29 protein-coding genes are annotated in these 18,889 nt (G+C 66.6%); 18 read left to right on the forward strand and 11 right to left on the reverse strand.

Translation table 11 applies throughout. From position 1 onward, the window contains the following. Nucleotides 1-40: 40 nt before the first annotated feature. The 3 genes from H6717_35075 to H6717_35085 are packed head-to-tail and all read left to right on the forward strand — an operon-like array spanning nt 41 to nt 1,823. On the forward strand, nt 41-757 hold the full coding sequence (locus tag H6717_35075) for a ribonuclease H-like domain-containing protein (protein ID MCB9582311.1): 717 nt from the start codon (nt 41-43) through the stop codon (nt 755-757). Nucleotides 758-768: 11 nt separating this feature from the next. Next, nucleotides 769-1,092, forward strand: a complete 324-nt coding sequence (locus tag H6717_35080; GenBank protein MCB9582312.1) for a 4a-hydroxytetrahydrobiopterin dehydratase — start codon at nt 769-771, stop codon at nt 1,090-1,092. A 23-nt stretch (nt 1,093-1,115) separates the two neighbouring features. Next, complete coding sequence (locus H6717_35085; protein ID MCB9582313.1) at nt 1,116-1,823, forward strand: DUF2071 domain-containing protein; 708 nt, start codon at nt 1,116-1,118, stop codon at nt 1,821-1,823. Here the strand turns inward: H6717_35085 and alr are convergent. The 4 genes from alr to H6717_35105 all read right to left on the reverse strand — a co-directional run bounded on the left by alr (nt 1,808) and on the right by H6717_35105 (nt 4,473). Then, complete coding sequence (alr, locus tag H6717_35090) at nt 1,808-3,031, reverse strand: alanine racemase (protein MCB9582314.1); 1,224 nt, start codon at nt 3,029-3,031, stop codon at nt 1,808-1,810. The genes H6717_35085 and alr overlap by 16 nt on opposite strands. A gap of 52 nt (nt 3,032-3,083) precedes the next feature. Beyond that, nucleotides 3,084-3,656: a hypothetical protein gene (locus tag H6717_35095; GenBank protein ID MCB9582315.1), complete on the reverse strand. Its 573-nt coding sequence runs from the start codon at nt 3,654-3,656 to the stop codon at nt 3,084-3,086. A gap of 203 nt (nt 3,657-3,859) precedes the next feature. Continuing rightward, nucleotides 3,860-4,144, reverse strand: coding sequence for a hypothetical protein (locus tag H6717_35100; GenBank protein ID MCB9582316.1), 285 nt, complete (start codon nt 4,142-4,144; stop codon nt 3,860-3,862). 140 nt (nt 4,145-4,284) lie between these two features. Continuing rightward, nucleotides 4,285-4,473 (reverse strand): hypothetical protein, encoded by a 189-nt coding sequence (locus H6717_35105; GenBank protein ID MCB9582317.1) that lies wholly within the window; start codon nt 4,471-4,473, stop codon nt 4,285-4,287. Nucleotides 4,474-4,670: 197 nt separating this feature from the next. Between H6717_35105 and H6717_35110 the strand changes: the two genes are divergently transcribed. Both H6717_35110 and H6717_35115 read left to right on the forward strand, forming a co-directional pair. Then, the gene (locus H6717_35110) at nt 4,671-4,847 is read left to right on the forward strand and encodes a hypothetical protein (GenBank protein MCB9582318.1); all 177 of its coding nucleotides are present in this window, start codon (nt 4,671-4,673) and stop codon (nt 4,845-4,847) included. Nucleotides 4,848-4,896: 49 nt separating this feature from the next. After that, entirely contained in the window at nt 4,897-5,418 is a 522-nt protein-coding gene (locus H6717_35115; GenBank protein MCB9582319.1) for a hypothetical protein, read from the forward strand. Nucleotides 5,419-5,551: 133 nt separating this feature from the next. On the opposite strand, the gene H6717_35120 is transcribed toward H6717_35115, so the two are convergent. Beyond that, complete coding sequence (locus tag H6717_35120; protein ID MCB9582320.1) at nt 5,552-5,935, reverse strand: hypothetical protein; 384 nt, start codon at nt 5,933-5,935, stop codon at nt 5,552-5,554. A 139-nt stretch (nt 5,936-6,074) separates the two neighbouring features. Here H6717_35120 and H6717_35125 point away from each other — a divergent pair, with 139 nt between their 5' ends. Then, on the forward strand, nt 6,075-6,413 hold the full coding sequence (locus H6717_35125) for a hypothetical protein (GenBank protein MCB9582321.1): 339 nt from the start codon (nt 6,075-6,077) through the stop codon (nt 6,411-6,413). 7 nt (nt 6,414-6,420) lie between these two features. Here H6717_35125 and H6717_35130 read toward each other — a convergent pair whose 3' ends face one another. From H6717_35130 to H6717_35140, 3 genes are all read right to left on the reverse strand, one after another. Then, complete coding sequence (locus tag H6717_35130; GenBank protein MCB9582322.1) at nt 6,421-7,185, reverse strand: hypothetical protein; 765 nt, start codon at nt 7,183-7,185, stop codon at nt 6,421-6,423. A gap of 252 nt (nt 7,186-7,437) precedes the next feature. Beyond that, nucleotides 7,438-7,761, reverse strand: coding sequence for a hypothetical protein (locus H6717_35135; protein MCB9582323.1), 324 nt, complete (start codon nt 7,759-7,761; stop codon nt 7,438-7,440). Nucleotides 7,762-7,812: 51 nt separating this feature from the next. Further along, nucleotides 7,813-8,709, reverse strand: a complete 897-nt coding sequence (locus H6717_35140; protein ID MCB9582324.1) for a hypothetical protein — start codon at nt 8,707-8,709, stop codon at nt 7,813-7,815. A 73-nt stretch (nt 8,710-8,782) separates the two neighbouring features. Between H6717_35140 and H6717_35145 the strand changes: the two genes are divergently transcribed. After that, nucleotides 8,783-9,280 carry an endonuclease V gene (locus tag H6717_35145; GenBank protein ID MCB9582325.1) on the forward strand — a complete coding sequence of 166 codons (498 nt, stop codon included), beginning with the start codon at nt 8,783-8,785 and terminating at the stop codon, nt 9,278-9,280. Here the strand turns inward: H6717_35145 and H6717_35150 are convergent, their stop codons facing one another. Next, nucleotides 9,281-10,261: a hypothetical protein gene (locus tag H6717_35150; GenBank protein MCB9582326.1), complete on the reverse strand. Its 981-nt coding sequence runs from the start codon at nt 10,259-10,261 to the stop codon at nt 9,281-9,283. Nucleotides 10,262-10,297: 36 nt separating this feature from the next. Beyond that, entirely contained in the window at nt 10,298-11,014 is a 717-nt protein-coding gene (locus H6717_35155) for a Uma2 family endonuclease (protein ID MCB9582327.1), read from the reverse strand. A 412-nt stretch (nt 11,015-11,426) separates the two neighbouring features. On the opposite strand from H6717_35155, the gene H6717_35160 reads away from it, so the two are divergent. From H6717_35160 to H6717_35205, 10 genes are all read left to right on the forward strand, one after another. Then, nucleotides 11,427-12,080, forward strand: a complete 654-nt coding sequence (locus tag H6717_35160) for a riboflavin synthase (GenBank protein MCB9582328.1) — start codon at nt 11,427-11,429, stop codon at nt 12,078-12,080. A 4-nt stretch (nt 12,081-12,084) separates the two neighbouring features. Further along, nucleotides 12,085-13,275: a 3,4-dihydroxy-2-butanone-4-phosphate synthase gene (gene ribB, locus H6717_35165; GenBank protein ID MCB9582329.1), complete on the forward strand. Its 1,191-nt coding sequence runs from the start codon at nt 12,085-12,087 to the stop codon at nt 13,273-13,275. 60 nt (nt 13,276-13,335) lie between these two features. Further along, nucleotides 13,336-13,578, forward strand: a complete 243-nt coding sequence (locus H6717_35170) for a hypothetical protein (protein MCB9582330.1) — start codon at nt 13,336-13,338, stop codon at nt 13,576-13,578. A 10-nt stretch (nt 13,579-13,588) separates the two neighbouring features. Next, a complete protein-coding gene (locus H6717_35175) occupies nt 13,589-13,975 on the forward strand; it encodes a type II toxin-antitoxin system VapC family toxin (protein ID MCB9582331.1) in 387 nt (128 codons plus the stop codon). A gap of 24 nt (nt 13,976-13,999) precedes the next feature. After that, nucleotides 14,000-14,488, forward strand: a complete 489-nt coding sequence (locus H6717_35180; GenBank protein MCB9582332.1) for a 6,7-dimethyl-8-ribityllumazine synthase — start codon at nt 14,000-14,002, stop codon at nt 14,486-14,488. Between the two features lie 3 nt (nt 14,489-14,491). Then, nucleotides 14,492-14,911: a transcription antitermination factor NusB gene (gene nusB, locus H6717_35185; GenBank protein MCB9582333.1), complete on the forward strand. Its 420-nt coding sequence runs from the start codon at nt 14,492-14,494 to the stop codon at nt 14,909-14,911. Beyond that, nucleotides 14,911-15,429, forward strand: coding sequence for a leucyl aminopeptidase (locus H6717_35190; protein ID MCB9582334.1), 519 nt, complete (start codon nt 14,911-14,913; stop codon nt 15,427-15,429). The genes nusB and H6717_35190 overlap by 1 nt, the downstream gene beginning before the upstream one ends. An 89-nt stretch (nt 15,430-15,518) precedes the next feature. Continuing rightward, nucleotides 15,519-15,767 (forward strand): hypothetical protein, encoded by a 249-nt coding sequence (locus H6717_35195; protein MCB9582335.1) that lies wholly within the window; start codon nt 15,519-15,521, stop codon nt 15,765-15,767. After that, nucleotides 15,768-16,334 carry a hypothetical protein gene (locus H6717_35200; protein MCB9582336.1) on the forward strand — a complete coding sequence of 189 codons (567 nt, stop codon included), beginning with the start codon at nt 15,768-15,770 and terminating at the stop codon, nt 16,332-16,334. Between the two features lie 13 nt (nt 16,335-16,347). Beyond that, nucleotides 16,348-17,199, forward strand: coding sequence for a hypothetical protein (locus tag H6717_35205; protein MCB9582337.1), 852 nt, complete (start codon nt 16,348-16,350; stop codon nt 17,197-17,199). 47 nt (nt 17,200-17,246) lie between these two features. Here the strand turns inward: H6717_35205 and H6717_35210 are convergent, their stop codons facing one another. Beyond that, entirely contained in the window at nt 17,247-17,861 is a 615-nt protein-coding gene (locus H6717_35210) for a hypothetical protein (protein ID MCB9582338.1), read from the reverse strand. Between the two features lie 68 nt (nt 17,862-17,929). On the opposite strand from H6717_35210, the gene H6717_35215 reads away from it, so the two are divergent. After that, complete coding sequence (locus H6717_35215) at nt 17,930-18,844, forward strand: ArsA family ATPase (protein ID MCB9582339.1); 915 nt, start codon at nt 17,930-17,932, stop codon at nt 18,842-18,844. The last annotated feature ends 45 nt before the right edge of the window (nt 18,845-18,889 follow it).

Here is an 18,889-nt window from a genome sequence, read left to right on the forward strand (position 1 = left end):
AGGCCTTGGAGGCTTTTGGCGTTCGGAGCATCATGGCGACGTGACCAAATCCTTCCTGGTGCTCGACATCGAGACCGTCCTGGACGCCGAGCTTCCCATCGCCGAGTCCAGTGAGGCCGAACGCCTGCCCGCCCCGCCCCATCACCGGGTGGTCGTCATTGGTGCCCTGCTGTTCGACGAGAACTACGCAGTACAGCGCATCGGGGTCATCGGGGAGGGCAAGGAGGAGGCGGGGATACTCAGCGATTTCGCGCGCTTCCTCGATCGCCACCGGCCGGACATGATCACCTTCAACGGCCGCGGCTTCGATCTGCCCGTGATCGCCTCCCGCTGCCTGCGCCACGGGGTCAGCCTGCGGCACTACTACCGGTCTCGGGACGTGCGCTATCGCTTCTCCCCGGACGGCCACCTGGACTTGATGGACTACATCGCGGACTTCGGGGCGGCCAAACCGGCACGCCTCGACATCGTGGCCAAGCTCTGCGGCATGCCCGGCAAGGTGGGGGTGGACGGCAAGGACGTCGGCCCGCTGGTCCACGCGGGCCGCCTGGCCGAGGTCCGCGACTACTGCCTGTGCGACGTGGCTCAGACCGCCGGGGTGTTCCTGCGGCTGCAGCTGCTCCGGGGCGAGCTCTTCGGCGAAGCCTATCTGACCGCGATGCAAGGGCTGATCGCCGCCATCAAGGCGGACGCTCGCCTGGCTCCCGTCGCGTCTGCCATGAACGAAGAGCGACTGCTCACCATCGCCGACCCCTGAGAGGAGGACCCATGACCGATCTGACCACCCAGAGCTGCCAACCGAAGGTCGACAAGCTCGACCAGCCCCGCGTCGACGAGCTCCTGCGCCAAGTGCCCGAGTGGAGCGCCGCTACGGATCTCTCGAGCATCGAGCGGAGCTACGGCTTCGACGACTTCTACCGCACCATGGCGTTCGTGAACGCCGTCGCGTGGATCGCCAACGGCGAGGATCATCATCCGGACCTGGAGGTGAGCTACGCGAAGTGCGTGGTGCGCTTTTCGACGCACTCCGTGAAGGGACTGTCGAACAACGATTTCATCTGCGCCGCGAAGGTCGACGCGCTGCTGAAATGATTGACCGCGTTGGTCCCACGCGGATGCCGAGAACGCCGATTCGCGGCTACCAGCGCTGGCGCACCCTGTGCTTCATGCACTGGGAGGTGCCCGAGACGGAGCTCGCGAAGGTCGTGCCGCGCGGGCTCACCGTCGACACCTTCGACGGCAGTGCGTACGTGGGGCTCGTCACCTTCGGGATGGAGGGCGTCCGTCCGCGTTGGTCCCCCGACGCACTGGCGTTCGATTTCTTGGAGACGAACGTGCGCACCTACGTGCACGTGGACGGCGAAGATCCGGGTGTCTACTTCTTGTCCCTCGACGCAGCGTCGCGCATTGCCGTGGCCGTGGCCCGCTCCGTGTGGGGCCTGCCCTATTACTTCGCGCGCATGACCCAGCAGCGCGACGCAAAGCGGGTCCGTTACGGAGTCCAGCGCGCCGGACCGACAAAACCAAAGCTGGAACTGAGCTATGAAGTCGGCGAGGCGCTGGGAGATTCCAAGCCGGGCAGCTTCGAGCACTTCTTGGTGGAGCGCTACTTGCTGCACCTGGAGAAGGGCGGGCGCATCTGGACGGGACAGGTGCACCACACGCCGTACCCGGTGCAGCGCGCCGAGGTGATCGAGATCGAAGACGAGATCGTGCCTGCCTCGGGGTTGCCGGTTTCAGGAGCGCCGCCCATCGTCCACTACGCCGAGGGCGTGGACGTGAACATCTACGACCTGGGACCGCGCGCTCAGGGCTCGCGATAGAAACGCGGCACGCGGCGGGACACGCTGGTGAGCACCTCCCAAGGGATGGTGCCCAGATCCGCGGCGACCTCTTCGGCGCTGATGGTGTCGTCGCCCAAGGGACCCTTCTGCGGACCGATGACGACGACCTCGTCGCCCATCTTGATGCCGTCGATGTCCGTCACGTCCACCATCGTCATGTCCATGCTGACGACGCCGGCGATGGGGGCGCGACGGCCGCGAACGAGGACGCTGCCGCGGTTCGAGAGCGCGCGATTGAGGCCGTCCGCGTAGCCCATGGGCAGCGTGGCGATGATGCTCGGGCGCTCCGCGCGCCAGGTGGCGCCGTAGCCTACGGTGGCGCCCACGGGGATGTTGCGCAGGGCGACGACCTCGCTGCGAATGCGCATCACGGGGCGAAGCTCCGGAACCATTCCGGGCTGCGGGGCCACGCCGAAGATGGCGATGCCGGGGCGCACGGCGTTCAAGCGAGCCCGCGGGCTCTTGATGAGAGCGGCGCTGTTGGCGGCGTGACGCAGCGGAATGTGGACGCCCCGGGCCTGGAGGATGCCGCAAGCGCCTTCGAACACGTCGAGCTGCTCGTCGATGCTGCTGGTGTCGCCCGAGTCGGCACAGGCGAAGTGGGTCATCACGCCGTCGAGTCGCACCTCGCGGTGGCGGGCAAAGGCTTCCGCCATGGCCGGCATCTCGCTGGGCATTGCCCCCAGACGGGACATGCCGGTGTCGATCTTGAGGTGCACGCCGATGGGACCGGAAGAGGCGTAACGCACCTCTTCTGCGAGGTCCTGGATCTGCCCGACGTCGTGCACCACGGGGGTGAGGTCGTGGCGCAGGAGCTCGCCCCAGGCGCGGCCGTAGTGGCCGCCCATCACGATGATGGGTGCGCGGATCCCGGCTTGCCGCAGCTCGATGCCCTCTTCCAAGAGCGCCACACACATGCGGTTCGCGCCGGCGCGCTCCAGGGTGCGAGCGACGGCCTTGGCGCCGTGGCCGTAGCCATCCGCCTTGAGCACGCTGAACACCTCGGCGCCGCCCGCCATGCGCTGGAGGACGCGCAGGTTGTGGCGCAGATTCGCGAGATTGATCTCCGCGCGGGTGGGCCGAACCGTGTCCGACGGGACCGCCCGTTGGGGGCGGAGCACCCGGGGCAGCGGAGTGGCCAAAGCGCTCGAAGAGGCGTCCAACAGGGCCGGGTGCGAAAATGTCATCGGTGCGTCATCGTGGTTAGCGCTGGTCCCGAGCGGGCGTCAACTTATGCGCTCACTTGAAGCAACGCTGCATACACGACTGGTAGTCCCGCTTACAGTGTGCGCACTTGGCGTCGGGCTTCCCCGCATCTTGCGGGCACGTGCTCTCGCAACTGTCCCATTTCGTTCGGCAATCAGTGCTGCACTCGGCCTTTGGAGGTGGCGGTCCGGCCTCGGGTTCGGGCTCGGGAGTGGCGCTCACGGCCGGCTTCGACGTGGGCGGTGGAGGCTTGTGGACGCTGGTCGGGACCGGAGCTTCGTCAGGTGCGGGCGGCTCCGGCGGGGCCGAGGCGTCGGGCTCGGTGTGGAGCAGTGGACGCGAGGTGTCCCCAGACTCGAGCTTGCGGATGCGCCGCCGCGCGTACTCCAGCCGGTCCCGCGTCTGCCCGTAGGTGTAGCGCTCCGTCCATTCCCGCCAGCACGCCAGGCGGTGGGTGGGTGCGATTTCCGGATCCAGATCGAGCCGATAGCAATGCTCGAAACGGATGTTCCCCTCGTAGATCGTCGACACGCTCGGGCCGCAGGCGTGGACCGCCACGACGGCGAGCGGCGCCAGGAACAGAAGCGTATGCGGGAGACGAAGCACGGGCTGCCGCCCAAAGGTGCCGGGTTTACCCAACCGTAGCAAGCTCATGTTGGTCCGCCGCGGAACCACCCGGAAAACCGTCCAGGCTCGGAGGGGTGGCACCATGTCCGAATGGCGGACATCCGAGGCCGTTCACTCGCCAAACCCGCCCCCGATGTCCGCTTTTCGGACGTGCGTCAGATTGTGTCGCAGTATCCCGAGCATTAGCGGTACGGGCTCGAGTCGGGGACTTCGAGGACGCGGACGACGTCGCCATCTACGGTGATGTCGTCGGGGTCCTTCGTGTACCACTCGGTGTAGCCGCAGTTGGCGCAGATGTAACACTCGAAGACGCCTTCGTTGGTCCAGCGCCCCAGCGTGGTGAGCGGCGCTTTGGCGCTGACCGAGAGGACGGCGTCGCGCTTGATGCTGGGCGACTTGTCCTGAATGGACGAGACATGGAGGATTCGCCGGTTGTTGCACTTGGGACAGGTGACGGTCGTCTTCATCGTCGTGTGAGCTCCGGGGGGCGTTACGGATTCGGGACCGGGCGGCGTCCAGATCCGATTCCGCGGCGAGCCAACACCCCTGGGATCCGGGGGGGTGAGGTGCGTGGAAAATAGGACGTGTACATCCTATCTCCGTTCGCTCACGGCAGAGAAAGCTCGAGCAGCAACCTGCGCCAGTCGCGCGGCGCGCTCCAAGTGTCGAGGTAGCAGAGCTTCTGCGCGCTACCGAGACGCCGCCACCACGGGAAGAACGTGAAGCGAAGGTAGGCTTCGCCGTAGCCCATGCGCCACGCCAGAGAGGTCGAGCTTGGAACGTCAGGGAACTTCACCCAAGGGGGAACCGGTGGCCCGCACGATGCGATTTCTTCCTGCGCCTGTCTCTCCAGGCGTGAATGCACCAGCCGCGTGAGCCGCGCCCCGGTCTTTCGTCGGCGTCCCTCGTCTTGTCGAGCGCGCCGTTGTGCTCGGCGATAGCGACGTAGTGCCCTTGTGAGCCACGACACGTGCGGCAAGATGGGCCCTGGGCATGGCCTGGTCAACACCGACACCCTCGGGGTCCCCCGCGTTCCAGGCGCTCCCGGATGCGCACTCGGACTTCGTATTCAGCGTCAGTGGCAGTCCGTGGCTCGCGGTGCTCCTCGTCGTCGTGGTGGCGGGCATCGTGGTTGTCGTGGTGCTCGTCCGCGGGCGTCGCGCTCGGTAGAACGGGTGGTTCCGCGGCGGACCAACAAACGATCGGGCGGAGGGTAACCATGGATTGGCAACGGTTCGAAGCTGCGTGGTTCGATGCTGTCATCGATGCGATATCTGCAACCGCGAACGCAAATACGAGAGAGCGCTTCTACGCGGGGGCGTTCTGGCTACTGTACGGCGACGGGTCCAAGATTGCCGCGCCTGCGTTCGGCATGAGCTCGGAAGCCGTCGATCCGGGCGTTCGTTGGCACCCGCCCGACTGGCGTTGGGACATCATCCACACCGCTCACGAGCGCGTCGCGCTGCTCTACGAGCCGTTGCTTTCCCTCACAGTCAGTGATGAGCGGTTCGAGCAACTCTGGGAACAACACATCGACATGCTGGCTCGAGTTTGCCGGCGAGCCACGGCGGCGGTTCGTACGACGGCAGTGGGCGCACCTGCGTCCGCGTTCACGCCAGGGTTCTTCGTTGGGATCATCGACTTCGCCCAGGGGGACGCCGCGTTGGACTACCTGCGCCGCAGCGTGGACTCGGATACGCTGGCTGTATGCGGAGTCCTCACGTTCGATCAGGATTCGTGAGCAAAGCGCGGCGAAATGTCCGTCGAGATCACGGTCGATAGTCGTCGCGAGACGAACGCGGACGTGGACGATCTCTCGCGGCCGCTGTCCCACGCGGCGTTGGTCGCGAGCTACGTGATGGGACGCTGGCCGGTCAGCGCATGAGTGTCCGCGCCACCTGAAACAGGGCGAAGAAGATCAACGCAGGCAGGACCAGCATCAGGAGCGCCATGGCCTCGTTCACCTGGTACAGCGGGAACAACTTCCAAACCGCGGAGAACGCCTTGGGCGTGGTGCGATACAGCGGCCGACTGCCGGAGCGGCGAACGCGCTCCGCCACGGCACGAAGGTGCGCCAGGTAGTCCGCTCGCAGGTCGCCGGTCGCGTCCAGGTACTCGGTTCTGCGGTTCGCCTTGCCCAGCGGCGAAGTGGAAACGGCGTGGCCGTCGTCGAACATCGTCATCAGATACACGCGCCGGCCGGAGTACACCTCGAGCTTCACGAAGCCTTCCGGACCGATGAAATTCGGCGTGGGCATCGGTGGCGTGGGGCCGTGCACCACCCACGGCGCGGGGTTGAAGCCGAGCGCTTGGGCCTGCTGGCGGATCGGTTCCGGAATGGCCTCGAAGCGGGGCGGCTTGAGCGGCCAGCGCCAGTAGGTACCTTGAGGGACATCGATGGGATATCGCGATCCGAGCCCGCCAAAGTGGCAGCTGCCCGACGCGAGCAATCTCTACGGCAGTATCGAGACCAGCGCATCGCGCGAGGCGATTGCCCAAGCGTTTGCGAACGCCGGCTGGGAAGTGCACAAATGTGGCTTCGAGGAGCACAGGCTCGAAGCACCGTTCGCCGAGCTCGTTCTGGACTCGGAGCGGCCCTTCTTGATCCATGGCTTGGTGGCGGAGGTGACCATCAACGTGCGACTCGTCGCCGACGTCTTGCGAGGGACGGGCGCGCACTTCTCCCTCGAGTGCTACTCCGAGTCCGGCGAGCTGCTCGCGACCGTCACGTCGTGAGCTTCGCTCAAATCCGCATCGACGGGATCACGCGGGCGACGTCCGTGCGGCGCGTGGCCGTGCGATAGGCGGCGCCGGTGGCGGGGAGCACGCGCACCAGGGTGCGCTCGTCGCTCCACCACGGGAGCAGCTCCAGGGCGGGCAGCGCGCTGGCGATGGTGCTCGTGGCGTCCGTTTCCCACTGCGCGTCCGCGCCCGCGAAGACACGCCGCAGCCAGCGCCGGCGGAGCACGTAACGCGTCGTCGCCAACAGCATCGCGCCGAGCGCGCATGTCGCGATGCCGGCGGCCAGATACAGCCACTCCACGCTCTCCGCAAAGTGCGCTGACACACCCACCACGCCGCACAGCCACGCGCAGGTGTTCACGATCTGCACGTCTTGTGCGGAATGCGTCTGGTCGCTCCGCGCGGCGCGCAGCTCCCGCGCCGGCAACGAGCACAGCATGCCGAACAGCACTCCCCCTGCCGCTCCCAGCAGCAAGTCCAAGAGCGAGCCCCGGAGGTGCTGCAATCGACAGCTCACCAAGGCACACACGCCCAGCGCCGCAGCGATCCCCGACGCGCCGCCGCCGACGATCCACACCGTGGATCCTTCTTTGACGCTTCGGGGCTCACGGGTGGCGAAGAAGCCGAGCGTGAGCATGGCGAGCGTCGCCGAAATCGCGACGTCCGTCGTCTCCACGTAGCGATATTGAAAGCTGATTCCGTGCAGTGCCCGCTCGATGGGAATGGCCAAGACCAACGCCGCCGCGCCCACCGCAAGGCGACACACGCTGGCGGCCGCTAGCCGGGGAGCAAACGGAACCCGAGACATGTACAGCTTCGACTCCCCTCGAGTCGTTGCCTTTGTTGGTCCGGCGCGATTCCCGTCGCGTTTCACTCTTCCGCGAACTACTGAAGCGTCAGCCGGCACGTGCGCCATCGGAAATAGAGGCACGACGCTTGCTTGGTCGAGCGGAGATGTTTCGGCTGCGTGATTGTCCCTGCCAAGCCGATGCCGGTGTGCACACGCCTTCGGCGAGCGTCAGTCGCAGTTCGTCTTGCTCAGCTGTACCCGCACCTCTTTGAGCTGCTTGGCGAGCTGGGCGTAGGTCTTTGCGTGCTGCGTGTTGAGCTTGGCGAGCTCGTTCAGCCGCGCCTGTGCGCTCTTGTCCTTCGTCTTCTTGATCAGGCTGCGCTGCTTCTTGGCGGCCTCCAAGGCGTCCGAGTTGGCTTGGTCAGCTTTCTGCTGGGCGACGGCGATCAGCGCGTTGATGCCGTTGGACGCCGACTCGGCGTCATCCGCGCTTCCGAGACAAAAAAGAAACGCGGCGGCGGACACTACAAGGACGTTACGAGCTCGCTTCATGCTTCCCTCCGGATTCTCCAGAGTGCCTCAGCTCCCGCCCGCTGACAACCGCTATGGACACGAGCTCTTCTTCGCACCGTTGTAGCTCGAGATGTACGCGTTGCAGGTCTGAGTGTCGTAGTTGCCGCAGAAGCATGTGCTCCCGGAAGTGGACGTGTACGTGAAACAACAGGGCGAGCTCGGGCAGGAAGCGTCCGGGTAGCTCAGCGCGTTGTCCGTGATGATACAGGTGCACGCGGGAGCCACCGTCGTGACGCAGCGCCAGGTCTTGGCATCGCATTGGCCGTTGGTGCAGGTGCCGCTGCAGCTCTGGAACAGCTCTTCCTTCTTGCCGCAGCTGTCGTACCAATACGAAGCGCCGGCGGAGCACTTCTTCGAAGCGTGGGAGGTGCACTGGACACAGGCGTTACCGCTGCAGCCGTTGGGACAGGTCTCCTTCAGTGACCCGACCTTGTTGCAGCTGTCGACCCAGTACAGGTTTCCGCCCTGACACGTAGTGCTCGTGTTCGCGGTGCACTGGACGCAGGCGTTGCCGCTGCAGCCGCTCGGGCAAGTCTCCTTGAGAGGACCGATGTTGTTGCAGCTATCGACCCAGTACAGGCCATTGCCCTGACAGGTGGTGCCCGTGTTCGGTGTGCAGCCCCCCGCTCCCGCCGCGCCGCCAGCGCCGCCCGAGGAACCCGCCGCACCGCCCGAGCCGCCCGAGGAACCCGCCGCGCCGCCCGAGCCAGATGCGCCGCCAAGACCCCCCGACGATCCTGAGGCACCCGCCGCGCCCGCCGCGCCGGCGCTACCGCCCGATCCCGCGAGCCCCACGCCACCGGATCCCGCGGCGCCCACGCCGCCGGTGCCCGCGCCGGCGTCCGTCGCGCCGCCGCCACCACCACCGCCACTGCTGCACGCGATCAGAGCCGTGGCTCCCAAGCCCAACAAGAAAGCTGCCCTCATGGCGCCGAGCTTAGCCGCTTCGCTTCGGCGCGCCAGCTGAGCGCGTTCGTGTCAGGATAGCCGCGCTTCGGACATGATCGCCGCCCTCGACGTCCAGTACGCGAGTGACCGCGCCTTCGTCGCGTGCATCACCTTCGAGCACTGGACTGACGCCGATCCCAACAGCGAGCACACCACCGCCGTGCACGGCATTGGCGACTACCAGCCCGGCGAATTCTACCGCCGGGAGCTGCCGCCGCTCTTGGCCGGCCTCGAGCTGCTACCCGCCCTGCCGAGCATCGTCGTGATCGACGCTTACGTGTGGCTCGACGAAAATGGGCGCAAGGGCCTCGGCGCTCACCTGTACGAGGCCCTGGAAGGAAAAGCCGCCGTCGTCGGCGTCGCCAAGAACTTCTTCCAGGGCGCGACCGGCGCCGCGCGCGTGCTCCGAGCCGACAGCAAACGGCCGCTGTTCGTCACCGCCGAGGGCATGCCCCTCGCCGAAGCCAGCGCCGCCGTGCGTTCGATGCACGGCGAGTTTCGCGTGCCGACCCTGCTCCGGCGGGTCGATCAGCTGTGTCGCCAAACGTAGCTACTGGGGCAGGACCGACGGCTTCACGTGCTCCCGCAGATAGGCGTCGAGCTTCTCCCGGCGCCGCTTGCCGTAGTCGATCCAGCGTACGTCCAGGTGTCGGAGCCCCTTCAGGTGCGCGAGAAAGAAGAACCGTTCTGCATCGAGCTTCGGATTGATCTCGCGCAGCACGATCGAGCGAACGCGCGGCAAGCTCTCCAGGGCTTCGGGATTGCTCCACGCCTTCATGCCTTGAAAGTGTACGTCCCTGAGCTGGGTCAGGCGCGCCAAGCTCGGGAGCTCTTTGACGAGTGGCTGGTCGAAGCGCAAGGACTGGAGCCGCGTCATGCGCTCGAGGAAGGCAGCGTCCCGCAGGTTGCGGTTCGAGCTCACGCTCAGCTCCGTGAGCTTGGGGACATTGCACAGGGGCGCGAGATCGCACTCCACGGTGGCGCCCGTGATCACGAGCTTCTGCAGCCGGGGCAGGTGCTCGACGAAACCCAGGGAGCGGAGGGTCGCCGACTGCAGCAGTAACGTGCGGAGGCGACCACACGCCCCAATCGGTGAAAGATCGGGCACCGCTCCGACCACGGAGAGCCGTTGCAGCTTGGAGAGGGACTCGAGGAACGCGAGGCTCTTCAGGCTTCCGCGGATCGTGAGCCAGGTGAGCGCTTTCAGCTGGGCGAGCTCGCTCAGCGTCTTGTTCGAAAAGCCGCTCAGCTCCAACCTGCGAAGCTGTCGCAGCCCCGTCAGTGCCGCCAGGTCCTCACTGGAAAGACGCTTCCCGCTCCGTGTGCTCCACACGTGAAGCACGAGATCCGGACGCTGGCTGAGAACCTTGTCCCACAGCTCCGTGAGCTTCTTGTGGGGATCCGCGCCAAAGGCGAAACCCAGCGATGCTCCTTCTCGCAGCTCCGTTCGCGCGCGCCGCATCTTGGACGCGGTCCATGGCACGCCATGTTGCGAGTGCACCCACACCATGACCGACTCGTATGCCAGCACCGGAGACGCTTCTACGGAATTCACCCGACTGGGCGGTCACTTTGCGAGTCGCGCTTCGAGCTCCGCCACGCGCGCCAACGCCCGCTCCTTGTCCGTACGCTCGCGTTCCTTTTCGGCGCGCTGCTCCTCGGCTTCGCTGAGCCAGCGCCGGGCGCCTTCGCGGTCGTCGCTGAGGACGAGCTTTCCGTCCTCCGCACGGAGCCAGCAGGCCAGCGCTTCGGAGTACACGGGGCCATCGCCCGCTGCCACCCGCTCGAAAGCGCCTGTCACGTCCGGCCGCCATAGCTGGATCGCGAGGGGGCCACCCATGGAGGCAGGGCCGGCCATCAGCGGATCGAAAATCACCAGCTCTCGAGCTCCAATGGCGGCGTAGCGTTCGTGCACGTCCCGGTAGTCCTTGTGCGGATGCTTCGGGCTCACGATCTCGAAGCAAACCCGAGGGGGAACATGGCCCGGCTTCCACAAGCACAAGCTGTTCAGCCGGTCGCCCTCCGGTGCCGCGGGATCGAGCACGCACACGTCGGGATCGATGCCCACGCTGGGCGCTTGCTCCAGAAAGCGGATCGCCAAATTGCGTGCGACCTGCATCGCATGGTCTTGCCGCGCCGCCCACGCGCTCAGCACGGCATGGATGTGATTCGCGGTTTGGTCGTGAAAGACGGACTCTGGCACGGTGCCCTCAGGGAGCACCCATTGCGACAGGTCCGGGCGGACTCGGTATCGCAGTATGACGAAGCTCGGAGCGTCACTCACGACCTCCAGCCTACTGCTTCTTGCTGATTCGTGACACGAGACCGCATTGCGACTCAGTTGAAACGGTAGCCGGTCTGCGCCGGCCTCGCCGGTTTTCCCGGTGGGGCTGCGCCCCACACCCCGCGCGGGGAACCCCAACCCCGCGCGGCCACTGCTCCATGCTCTTGAGAAGTTCCGTACTCGCGTCGGGTGCATGCGTCAGGCCACAGCACGCCGCGTGCCACGCAGAAACACCTTCAAACCCTGGTTTGCACCCTGGCGAAACCGCGCTTCGCCGGCGGCGGTCGCCGGTTTTCGTTTTCATGTCGGTCCGCCGCGGCACCTCGCGAAGCGGCGTTTCCGCGGCGGACCGACAAAAGAAAACCGGGGGCCGGCGGGTCCATGCCGACTCGCTCTGGTGGTATGGAGCGGCATGTTCACCGGCTTGGTGGAGACGACGGGCAAGCTTCGAGGGCGCGATCGCCGCGGGCCGGGCTATCGCCTCACGATCGAAACGGACCTCGCGCCGCTCGAGATGGGTGAGTCCATCGCGGTGAACGGCGCGTGCCTCACCGTCGTGGACATCCGGGACGGCGCCTTCGGCGCGGACGTCTCGGAAGAGACGGTGGAAAAGACGACGCTGGGCCGCGTGGGCGTCGGCGGCGCGTTGAACCTGGAGCGCTCGCTGCGGCTCGGGGATCGCCTGGGCGGACATCTCGTCAGTGGTCACGTGGACGGCGTGGCGCGCGTGACGGAGGTCACGCCGGTGGGCGAAGCGTGGCGCGTCGCGATTGCGCCACCGGCGGAGCTGATGCGCTATCTGGCGCCCAAAGGCTCGGTCACGCTGGACGGCGTGTCGCTCACCATCAACGCCACCGGCGCGAGCGACATCGAGCTGATGCTCATCCCGCACACGCGGGAAGTGACGAATTTCTCGGCGCTTCGCCCAGGGAGCGAGCTGAATCTCGAGGTGGATCTGTTGGCGCGCTACGTCGTGCACTATCTAGAGCGGGGCGGCTCCGCCGCTGGCGGAGAAGACTCCCTGGTCGATGCGCTGTCACGCGCCGGCTTCCTCTCCAAAGACTGAACCCATGCCCCAATCCATTCCCCCGCGCCCGCTGGACATCGATCCCGAGCCGCTGGCGCGCGTGCAGCAAGCCATCGACGACATTCGCGCCGGCAAGATGGTCATCTTGGTGGACGACGAAGATCGCGAGAACGAAGGCGATCTGACCATGGCTGCGGAGATGGTCACGCCGGAGGCCATCAACTTCATGGCCAAGTTTGGTCGCGGCCTGATCTGCCTCACCCTCACGGAGGGACAGGTGGAGCGGCTGGAGCTGCCGATGATGCAGCCTCCCGGCAAGAACGGACCGCCGCTGGGCACGGCGTTCACGGTGAGCGTGGAAGCGGCGGAGGGCGTGACCACCGGCATCAGCGCGGCGGATCGCGCGCACACCGTGAAGGTCGCCATCTCACCAGAGGCGAAGCCGTCGGATCTGGTGACGCCAGGGCACGTGTTCCCGCTGCGGGCGCGCCGCGGGGGCGTCTTGGTGCGCGCGGGGCAAACGGAAGGCTCGCTGGATCTCGCGCGCCTCGCGGGGCTCACGCCGGCCGGCGTGATCTGCGAGATCATGAACGACGACGGCAGCATGGCGCGCATGCCGGATCTCGAAGCCTTTGCCCGGGAGCATGGCCTTCGCATTTTGACGATCGCGGATCTGATCCGCTACCGGCTGCAGAAGGAGCAGCTCGTGGAAAAGCTCCACGAGGCGGACATCGTGATGGACCGCACGGGCACCACCTGGCGCGCGATGGTGTACGGCGCCACGGTGGAAGATCGTCAGCTGCTCGTGCTGGTGCGCGGCAAGATCGACGCTGCCAAGCCGGTGCTGTGTCGCATGCACAGCGGCTCCACGCTGGCGGACACCTTCAGCTCCACCGTGAGCGAGGGCGGGCGGCACCTGGCGGAGGCCATCGACGCCATCGAGGCGGAGGGCTCCGGCGTGGTGGTGTACCTGCCGCCGCGGTGTGATCTCCGTCACGAGCTCATGGCCCTCACGGAGCGGCTGAAGAGCTCGCCCGTCGCTGCGCCCAAGCCGGATTCCCGCGCCCATGGCGGCACCCTTCGGGAGTACGGCCTCGGCGCCCAGGTGTTGCGGGAGCTCGGCTTGCACCGCATCCGCCTGCTCACCAACAACCCCCGGAAGATCGCCGGCATCCACGGCTACGGCCTGGAAGTGGTGGAGAGCGTCCCACTCGTCTCGATGAAGAAGGTTTAGTGGTTTCAGGTATTTGGCTTGTTTGACATTATGACATCACGATCGTAGATTCGTGATGTCATGGCGAAACAAATCACAGTTCGGGGTGTCTCCCCACAGCTTTCGTCGAAGCTCGAGGAGTTGAGTCGAGCTCGGGGCGAGAGCGTCAACGCTACCGTTCTCTTCTTGTTGGAACAGGCGACGGGGGTCGATGCGCGACGGCGCCGTCTCGAGCGTTACGCCACTTGGACAGAAGCCGATGCAGAGGAGTTCTCGCTCGGCTTGAAAGCGCAGCGGCAGGTCGACGAGGACCTCTGGGGTTGAAATGGATGTGGTGCTGGACACGTCCGCCTACTCGCACCTTCGACGTGGACACCCCAAAGTGCAGGACATCGTGGCCAAGGCGGCTACCGTGCTCCTGCCGACGATCGTATTGGGAGAGCTTGAGGCTGCGTTCCAGTTGGGAAGTCGGACGAAGGAGAACGTCGCCACGCTGGAGGAGTTCCTCGAGGAACCCTTCGTGTCGACGCTGCCGGTGAGCGAAAGAGTCGCACGGCAATACGGTGCGCTGTTCTCGGAGCTGCGCCGCGCCGGGACGCCGATCCCGGTGAACGACGTCTGGATTGCTGCGACCACCATCGAGGCAGGTGCACGTCTGCTCACCTTCGACTCGGATTTCGAGCGCGTGAAGCGTCTCGATCGCACGATTCTCTTGGCGTAGGCCGTGCTAACGTCGGTGCCCCCCATGGCAGAGCCCAAGAGTCTCGAAGGTCAGCTCGTCGCGCCGCCCAAGGCCCGCTTCGGGTTGGTGGCGTCGCGCTTCAACTCCTTCATCGTGGAGCAGCTGGTTTCCGGCTGCGTGGATGGCCTCACCCGACACGGGGTGAGCGCGGATCGCATCACGCTGGTGCACGTGCCGGGCTCTTGGGAAATCCCGCTCATGTGCTCGCGCCTCGCGAAGAGCGGCAAGCTGGACGCGGTCATCGCGCTGGGCGCCGTCATTCGCGGCGGTACGCCGCACTTCGACTACGTCGCTTCCGAGGCCGCCAAGGGCGTGGCCATGGCGTCCGCTCAGTCCGGCGTGCCGGTCATCTTCGGCGTGCTCACCACGGACACCATCGAGCAAGCCATCGAGCGCGCGGGCACCAAGGCCGGCAACAAGGGTTTCGACGCGGCCATGGCCGCCATCGAGATGGTGAGCCTGGGCAAGGCTCTCTCCGACGCGGGGCTGTGAGCCATGGGTGCTCGGTCCACCGCGCGTGAGGCCGCGCTGCAGATGCTGTTCTCGATCGAGATCAGCGGAGCCGATGCCGCGCAGGTGATCCACGACTACTGGCGCGAGATGCCGGGAGACGCCGAAGGTCGCCCCTACGCCGACGGCCTGGTGAAGGGCGTGGCCGCCGCGCTGGAAGAGATCGACGGGCGTATTCGCACGGCGAGCACCAACTGGCGGCTGGAGCGCATGACGCGCGTGGATCGCAATCTGCTGCGGCTCTCCACCTACGAGCTGCTCAGGGAGAAAGACGTACCCCGCGCGGTGATCATCGACGAGGCCGTGGAGCTCGCCAAACGCTTCGGAACCGAGGAATCCGGATCTTTCGTGAACGGCGTGCTCGATCGCATCGCCAACGACTGCGGCCGCACGGACGAAGCCTGATGGACCTTCGGTTCATCGCTCCGCACCTGCGCAAGCTCGATCTAGCCGGAACCGAGGTGCTCGTGGCCTGCACTGCGGAGCAGGAGCGACCACCCCATGGCGTGGCGGGCTTGGTCGACTGGCGCTTGGCCGGCCGCATCTCGCGCTTGATGGAGGAGGGCATCGTCACCGGCGAGCTGGGCGAAGTGGTGCTGGTGCCCGGCAAGCCCAAGCTGCCCTTCGACAAGGTGCTGCTCTTTGGTGTGGGGCCCGAGCGCGAGCTGGACGAGCGCGTGTTTCGTCACGTGGTGGAGAAGATGCTCGCCACGTTGGAGGGCCTCTGCGCGCGCTCCGCCGTGGTGCAGCTCCCCGGGCGCGCCGCAGATCTTATCGAGCCGGAGCGCGCCGCGGACGTGCTCTTGGAATGCGCCGGAGGTCGTCCGGAGCACGACGTCTGGACGCTGGTGGAACCGCCGGAAGCGCAGCGCAGCGTCACCCAGCACATGGTGCAAGAGCGCCGACGCGTCCGCGAGCTCTAGCTCGATCCTTTTGTTGGTGCGGCGCGATACCCGTCGCGCCCCGACACCGCCGTCGATCCCAGCCCGTCGCTCGGTGGTACCATCGCAGCGTGGACGACACTGACGCAGCCGCCGAAGAGGTCATGATCGCGCACTTGCGACGCATGACCCCGGCCGAGCGCCTGCATCGCGCATCAGAGCTGCGCAGCGCGGCTCTGACGCTCGCGCGTAGCCGGATCCGCCGCTGGTACGGTGACATCGACGAGCGCGAAATGCAGCTCCGTCTCGCCGCGCTGTGGCTCGACGCGGACACGATGCGCCGTGTCTATGGGTGGGATCCCGACGTGAAGGGCCGTTGAATGGATCTGGAGCTGTCCGTCGCGCTTCGCGTTGCGCACGCGTTCGAGGCGCTGGGACTGCGCTATCTGATTGGCGGATCTCTGGCGAGCTCGCTTCACGGGATACCTCGGTCCTCCCACGATGCCGACCTCCTGGCCGAGATGCCGGGCCGTCTCGCCGACCAGCTCGCTGAGCAGCTATCGTCCGAATTCTACGTCGACGCGGACATGATTCGCGACGCGGTGGCGCGGGGAGGTTCCTTCAACGTGATTCACGACGAATCCGGCTTCAAGGTCGACGTCTTCGTCTTGACCCGCGATCGGTTGGCGCAAACGGAAATGGACCGCCGCGAGCTCCATGTGATCGCCGAAGGAACCACCGCGTACTTTGCCACCCCCGAAGACACAGTGCTGCAGAAGCTGGATTGGTATCGCAAGGGCAACGAGATCTCCGAGCGTCAGTGGAACGACGTGCTCGGTGTCTTGAAGGTACAGCGGGGCAGACTGGACGACGCCTATCTGGATCGTTGGGCACCCGTGTTGGGCGTCGCAGACTTGCTCGTCCGCGCACGCATGCAGTCGAAGTAGTAGCGCGGCCTTCATGCCCTCCTCCGCCGACACGCCGCGCATCGCGGATCTGACGCCCGGTCCGGTGCGCGTTCGCGGCCGCGCGAAGAGCACCGGCGTCGCGCCTCTCAGTGCGCCGCGGAGCGGTCTCGCGTGCCTGTGCTATTCGCTGGCGGACAACGCGGGGGGCGAGCACGATGCGCAGGACTTCTGGGTCGAGGACGACTCCGGCCGCGTGCTGGTCGTGATGCAGGACTTCACGTTGGATCTCGGTCGCTCCGCCACGGCAGCGGCGGAGGTGGTGGACGCCGACATCCACGCCGTGCAAGAGCGCCTGGCAAAGCTCGCGGAACGTGCCCGCAAGAAGGGCAACGAGATGGCGGACGCCCTCCGCTCCGAGCGCAAGACGCTGCGCAAGCTGTACACCCTGCTCTGCGCCATTCGCGCGCACCGTTCGGGGCGCTGTCACGTGAGCAAGACCCTCGACGGACAGCAGCGCTACATCCTGGAGCAGAGCCGCTACTTCATGAGCACCGGCGCCGCGGACGGCATCGCGACGCTCAAGTTGGTCGGCGCGGAGTCGCTGCTCTTGGACGGCCAGGAAGTCCAAGTCGAGGCGGAGGCGTGCCTGGAGCAGGATCCCGACGCGCGGGACGGCGGCTACCGCGTGCGCCCCACGCGCACCGTGCTGCGCGCGCCCATGGACGGCCGCGTGGTCGTGCGCACCGAGACGGAGCCGGCCCCGGCGAAGAAGAGTGACAAGCCGAGGGCGAGGGCGCGGAAAGGCGCGCGGACGGAGAGCTGGAACAGTGCCTGGCTGGTGCTGCTCCTGGTCGCCGCCGTCTTTGCCGTCGTGGTGCTGGCGAAGGCGTGTGCCGGGGCGTGACGCGCGCGCCGCGAGGTTCCGCGGCGGACCGACAATCTGAAGATCCGTCAGTCGGGGATGCGCACGCCACCCATGACGAGCTGGCCGTTGGGCATGCGGTCGTACTCGATGACCATGCCGTCGTAGACGTGCTGCTCGACGGTGCCCGGCGTTGCGCCCGCGTCGCCGGGGATCACCTTCTTGGGCGGACCCAGCTGCTGCTGGATGGCCGTGGGCAGCATGCCGAAGGCGAGATCCGGTGGGATGGCGCCGTTGAACACGCCGTAGATCAGCGTGCCGCCATCCGGCGCGGTGCCCGCGGAGCGACCCACGCGGTGCACGTGGATGGCACGCACGCGGCCCTCGTCGTCGAGCAAGAACTCTGCGGCGCGGTGGATGTAACGGCAGAGCTTGGGAGTGCGGACCTCGCAGGGCGCCTGCATGTGACGTTCGACGGTTTCCACCTTGGCATGCAGGCGGATGGGACCGAGCCCCTGACCCGCGAGGATCGCGAGACGCGGTCCGGATGGGGGCGGCAGCTTCATGGGCGGGGGCAGCGCGGCGGCGGGGGGACCAGAGGCGCTGGGGACGGCGCTGGGCGCGGCGTCCGTGGACTTCTTGTCACAGCCCGAGACCGCCACGAGGGTTGCGATGGCGGCGAGGCAATACCAGGGATTTCGCATCGTATCGGTCACTCGCAAGACCGTGGTAGTAAGGCCAACCTGAGCCTTCTTGGCAAGGCCAGAACCCCATGACGCCCATCGACCAACGCAGATTCTTGTTCGTCACCGGCAAGGGTGGCGTGGGCAAGACCACGGTGACGGCAGCTCTGGCGCGGACCTTCGCCAGCCAGGGTCGGCGGGTGTTGGTTACCGTATGCGACGCGAAAGAGCGCATTTCCGGCCTGTTCGACGTGGAGCCGCTGACGCCGGAGGTGTGCAAGGTTGCCGACAACGTATGGGCCGTGAAGCTGACGCCGGAGGTCGCGCTCCGGGAGTACGGCGGCATGATCCTGCGGAGTGAAACGTTCTACACCGCGGTGTTCGACAACAAGTACGTGCGCAGCTTCTTTGCCGGTGTGCCCGGCCTGTTCGAGTGGGCGATGCTGGGCAAGGCCTGGTACCACAGCACCGAGAAGCAAGAAGACGGCAGCGAGCGCTTCGACGTGGTGCTGTTCGACGCGCCCGCCACCGGTCACGGCTTGGACATGTTGCGCGTGCCCAAGGTGATCGTGGACGTGGTGCCGCCTGGGGTGCTGCGGCGGGACGCCGAGCTGGCCTGGAAGATGTTTCAGGATCCGAAGCAGAGCGGTGTGGTGGTGGTGACGATTCCCGAAGACATGCCCACCAACGAGACCATCGAGCTGATCGACGCCGTGCAGGGGGAGCTGGGGCTCCCGGTGGCGCGACTGGTGGTGAACGGGGTGCTCGAGCCGCTGTTCTCCGACGCGGAGCACAAGCAGCTCTTGGCCGAGCGCGACCTGAACCGTTCCGACCCGGGGGACGAAGCCATTGCCAGCGGGATCCGCCGCTCCATCCGCGAGCGGGTACAGGAACAGAGCTTGGAGCGGCTTCGGGCCCTGAACCTTCCCCGGGTGGAGCTACCGCTCTTGGCCGAGGACGCTGGGCGTCCAGAAGCCATTGCCCAGCTCGCGGAGCTGCTCTAACCGGTGGTATTCTCTGGGTGAATCATTACGGCGTCGACCCTTCCC

It is taken from the genome of Polyangiaceae bacterium (genome assembly GCA_020633235.1).
GTDB lineage: Bacteria > Myxococcota_A > Polyangia > Polyangiales > Polyangiaceae > JACKEA01.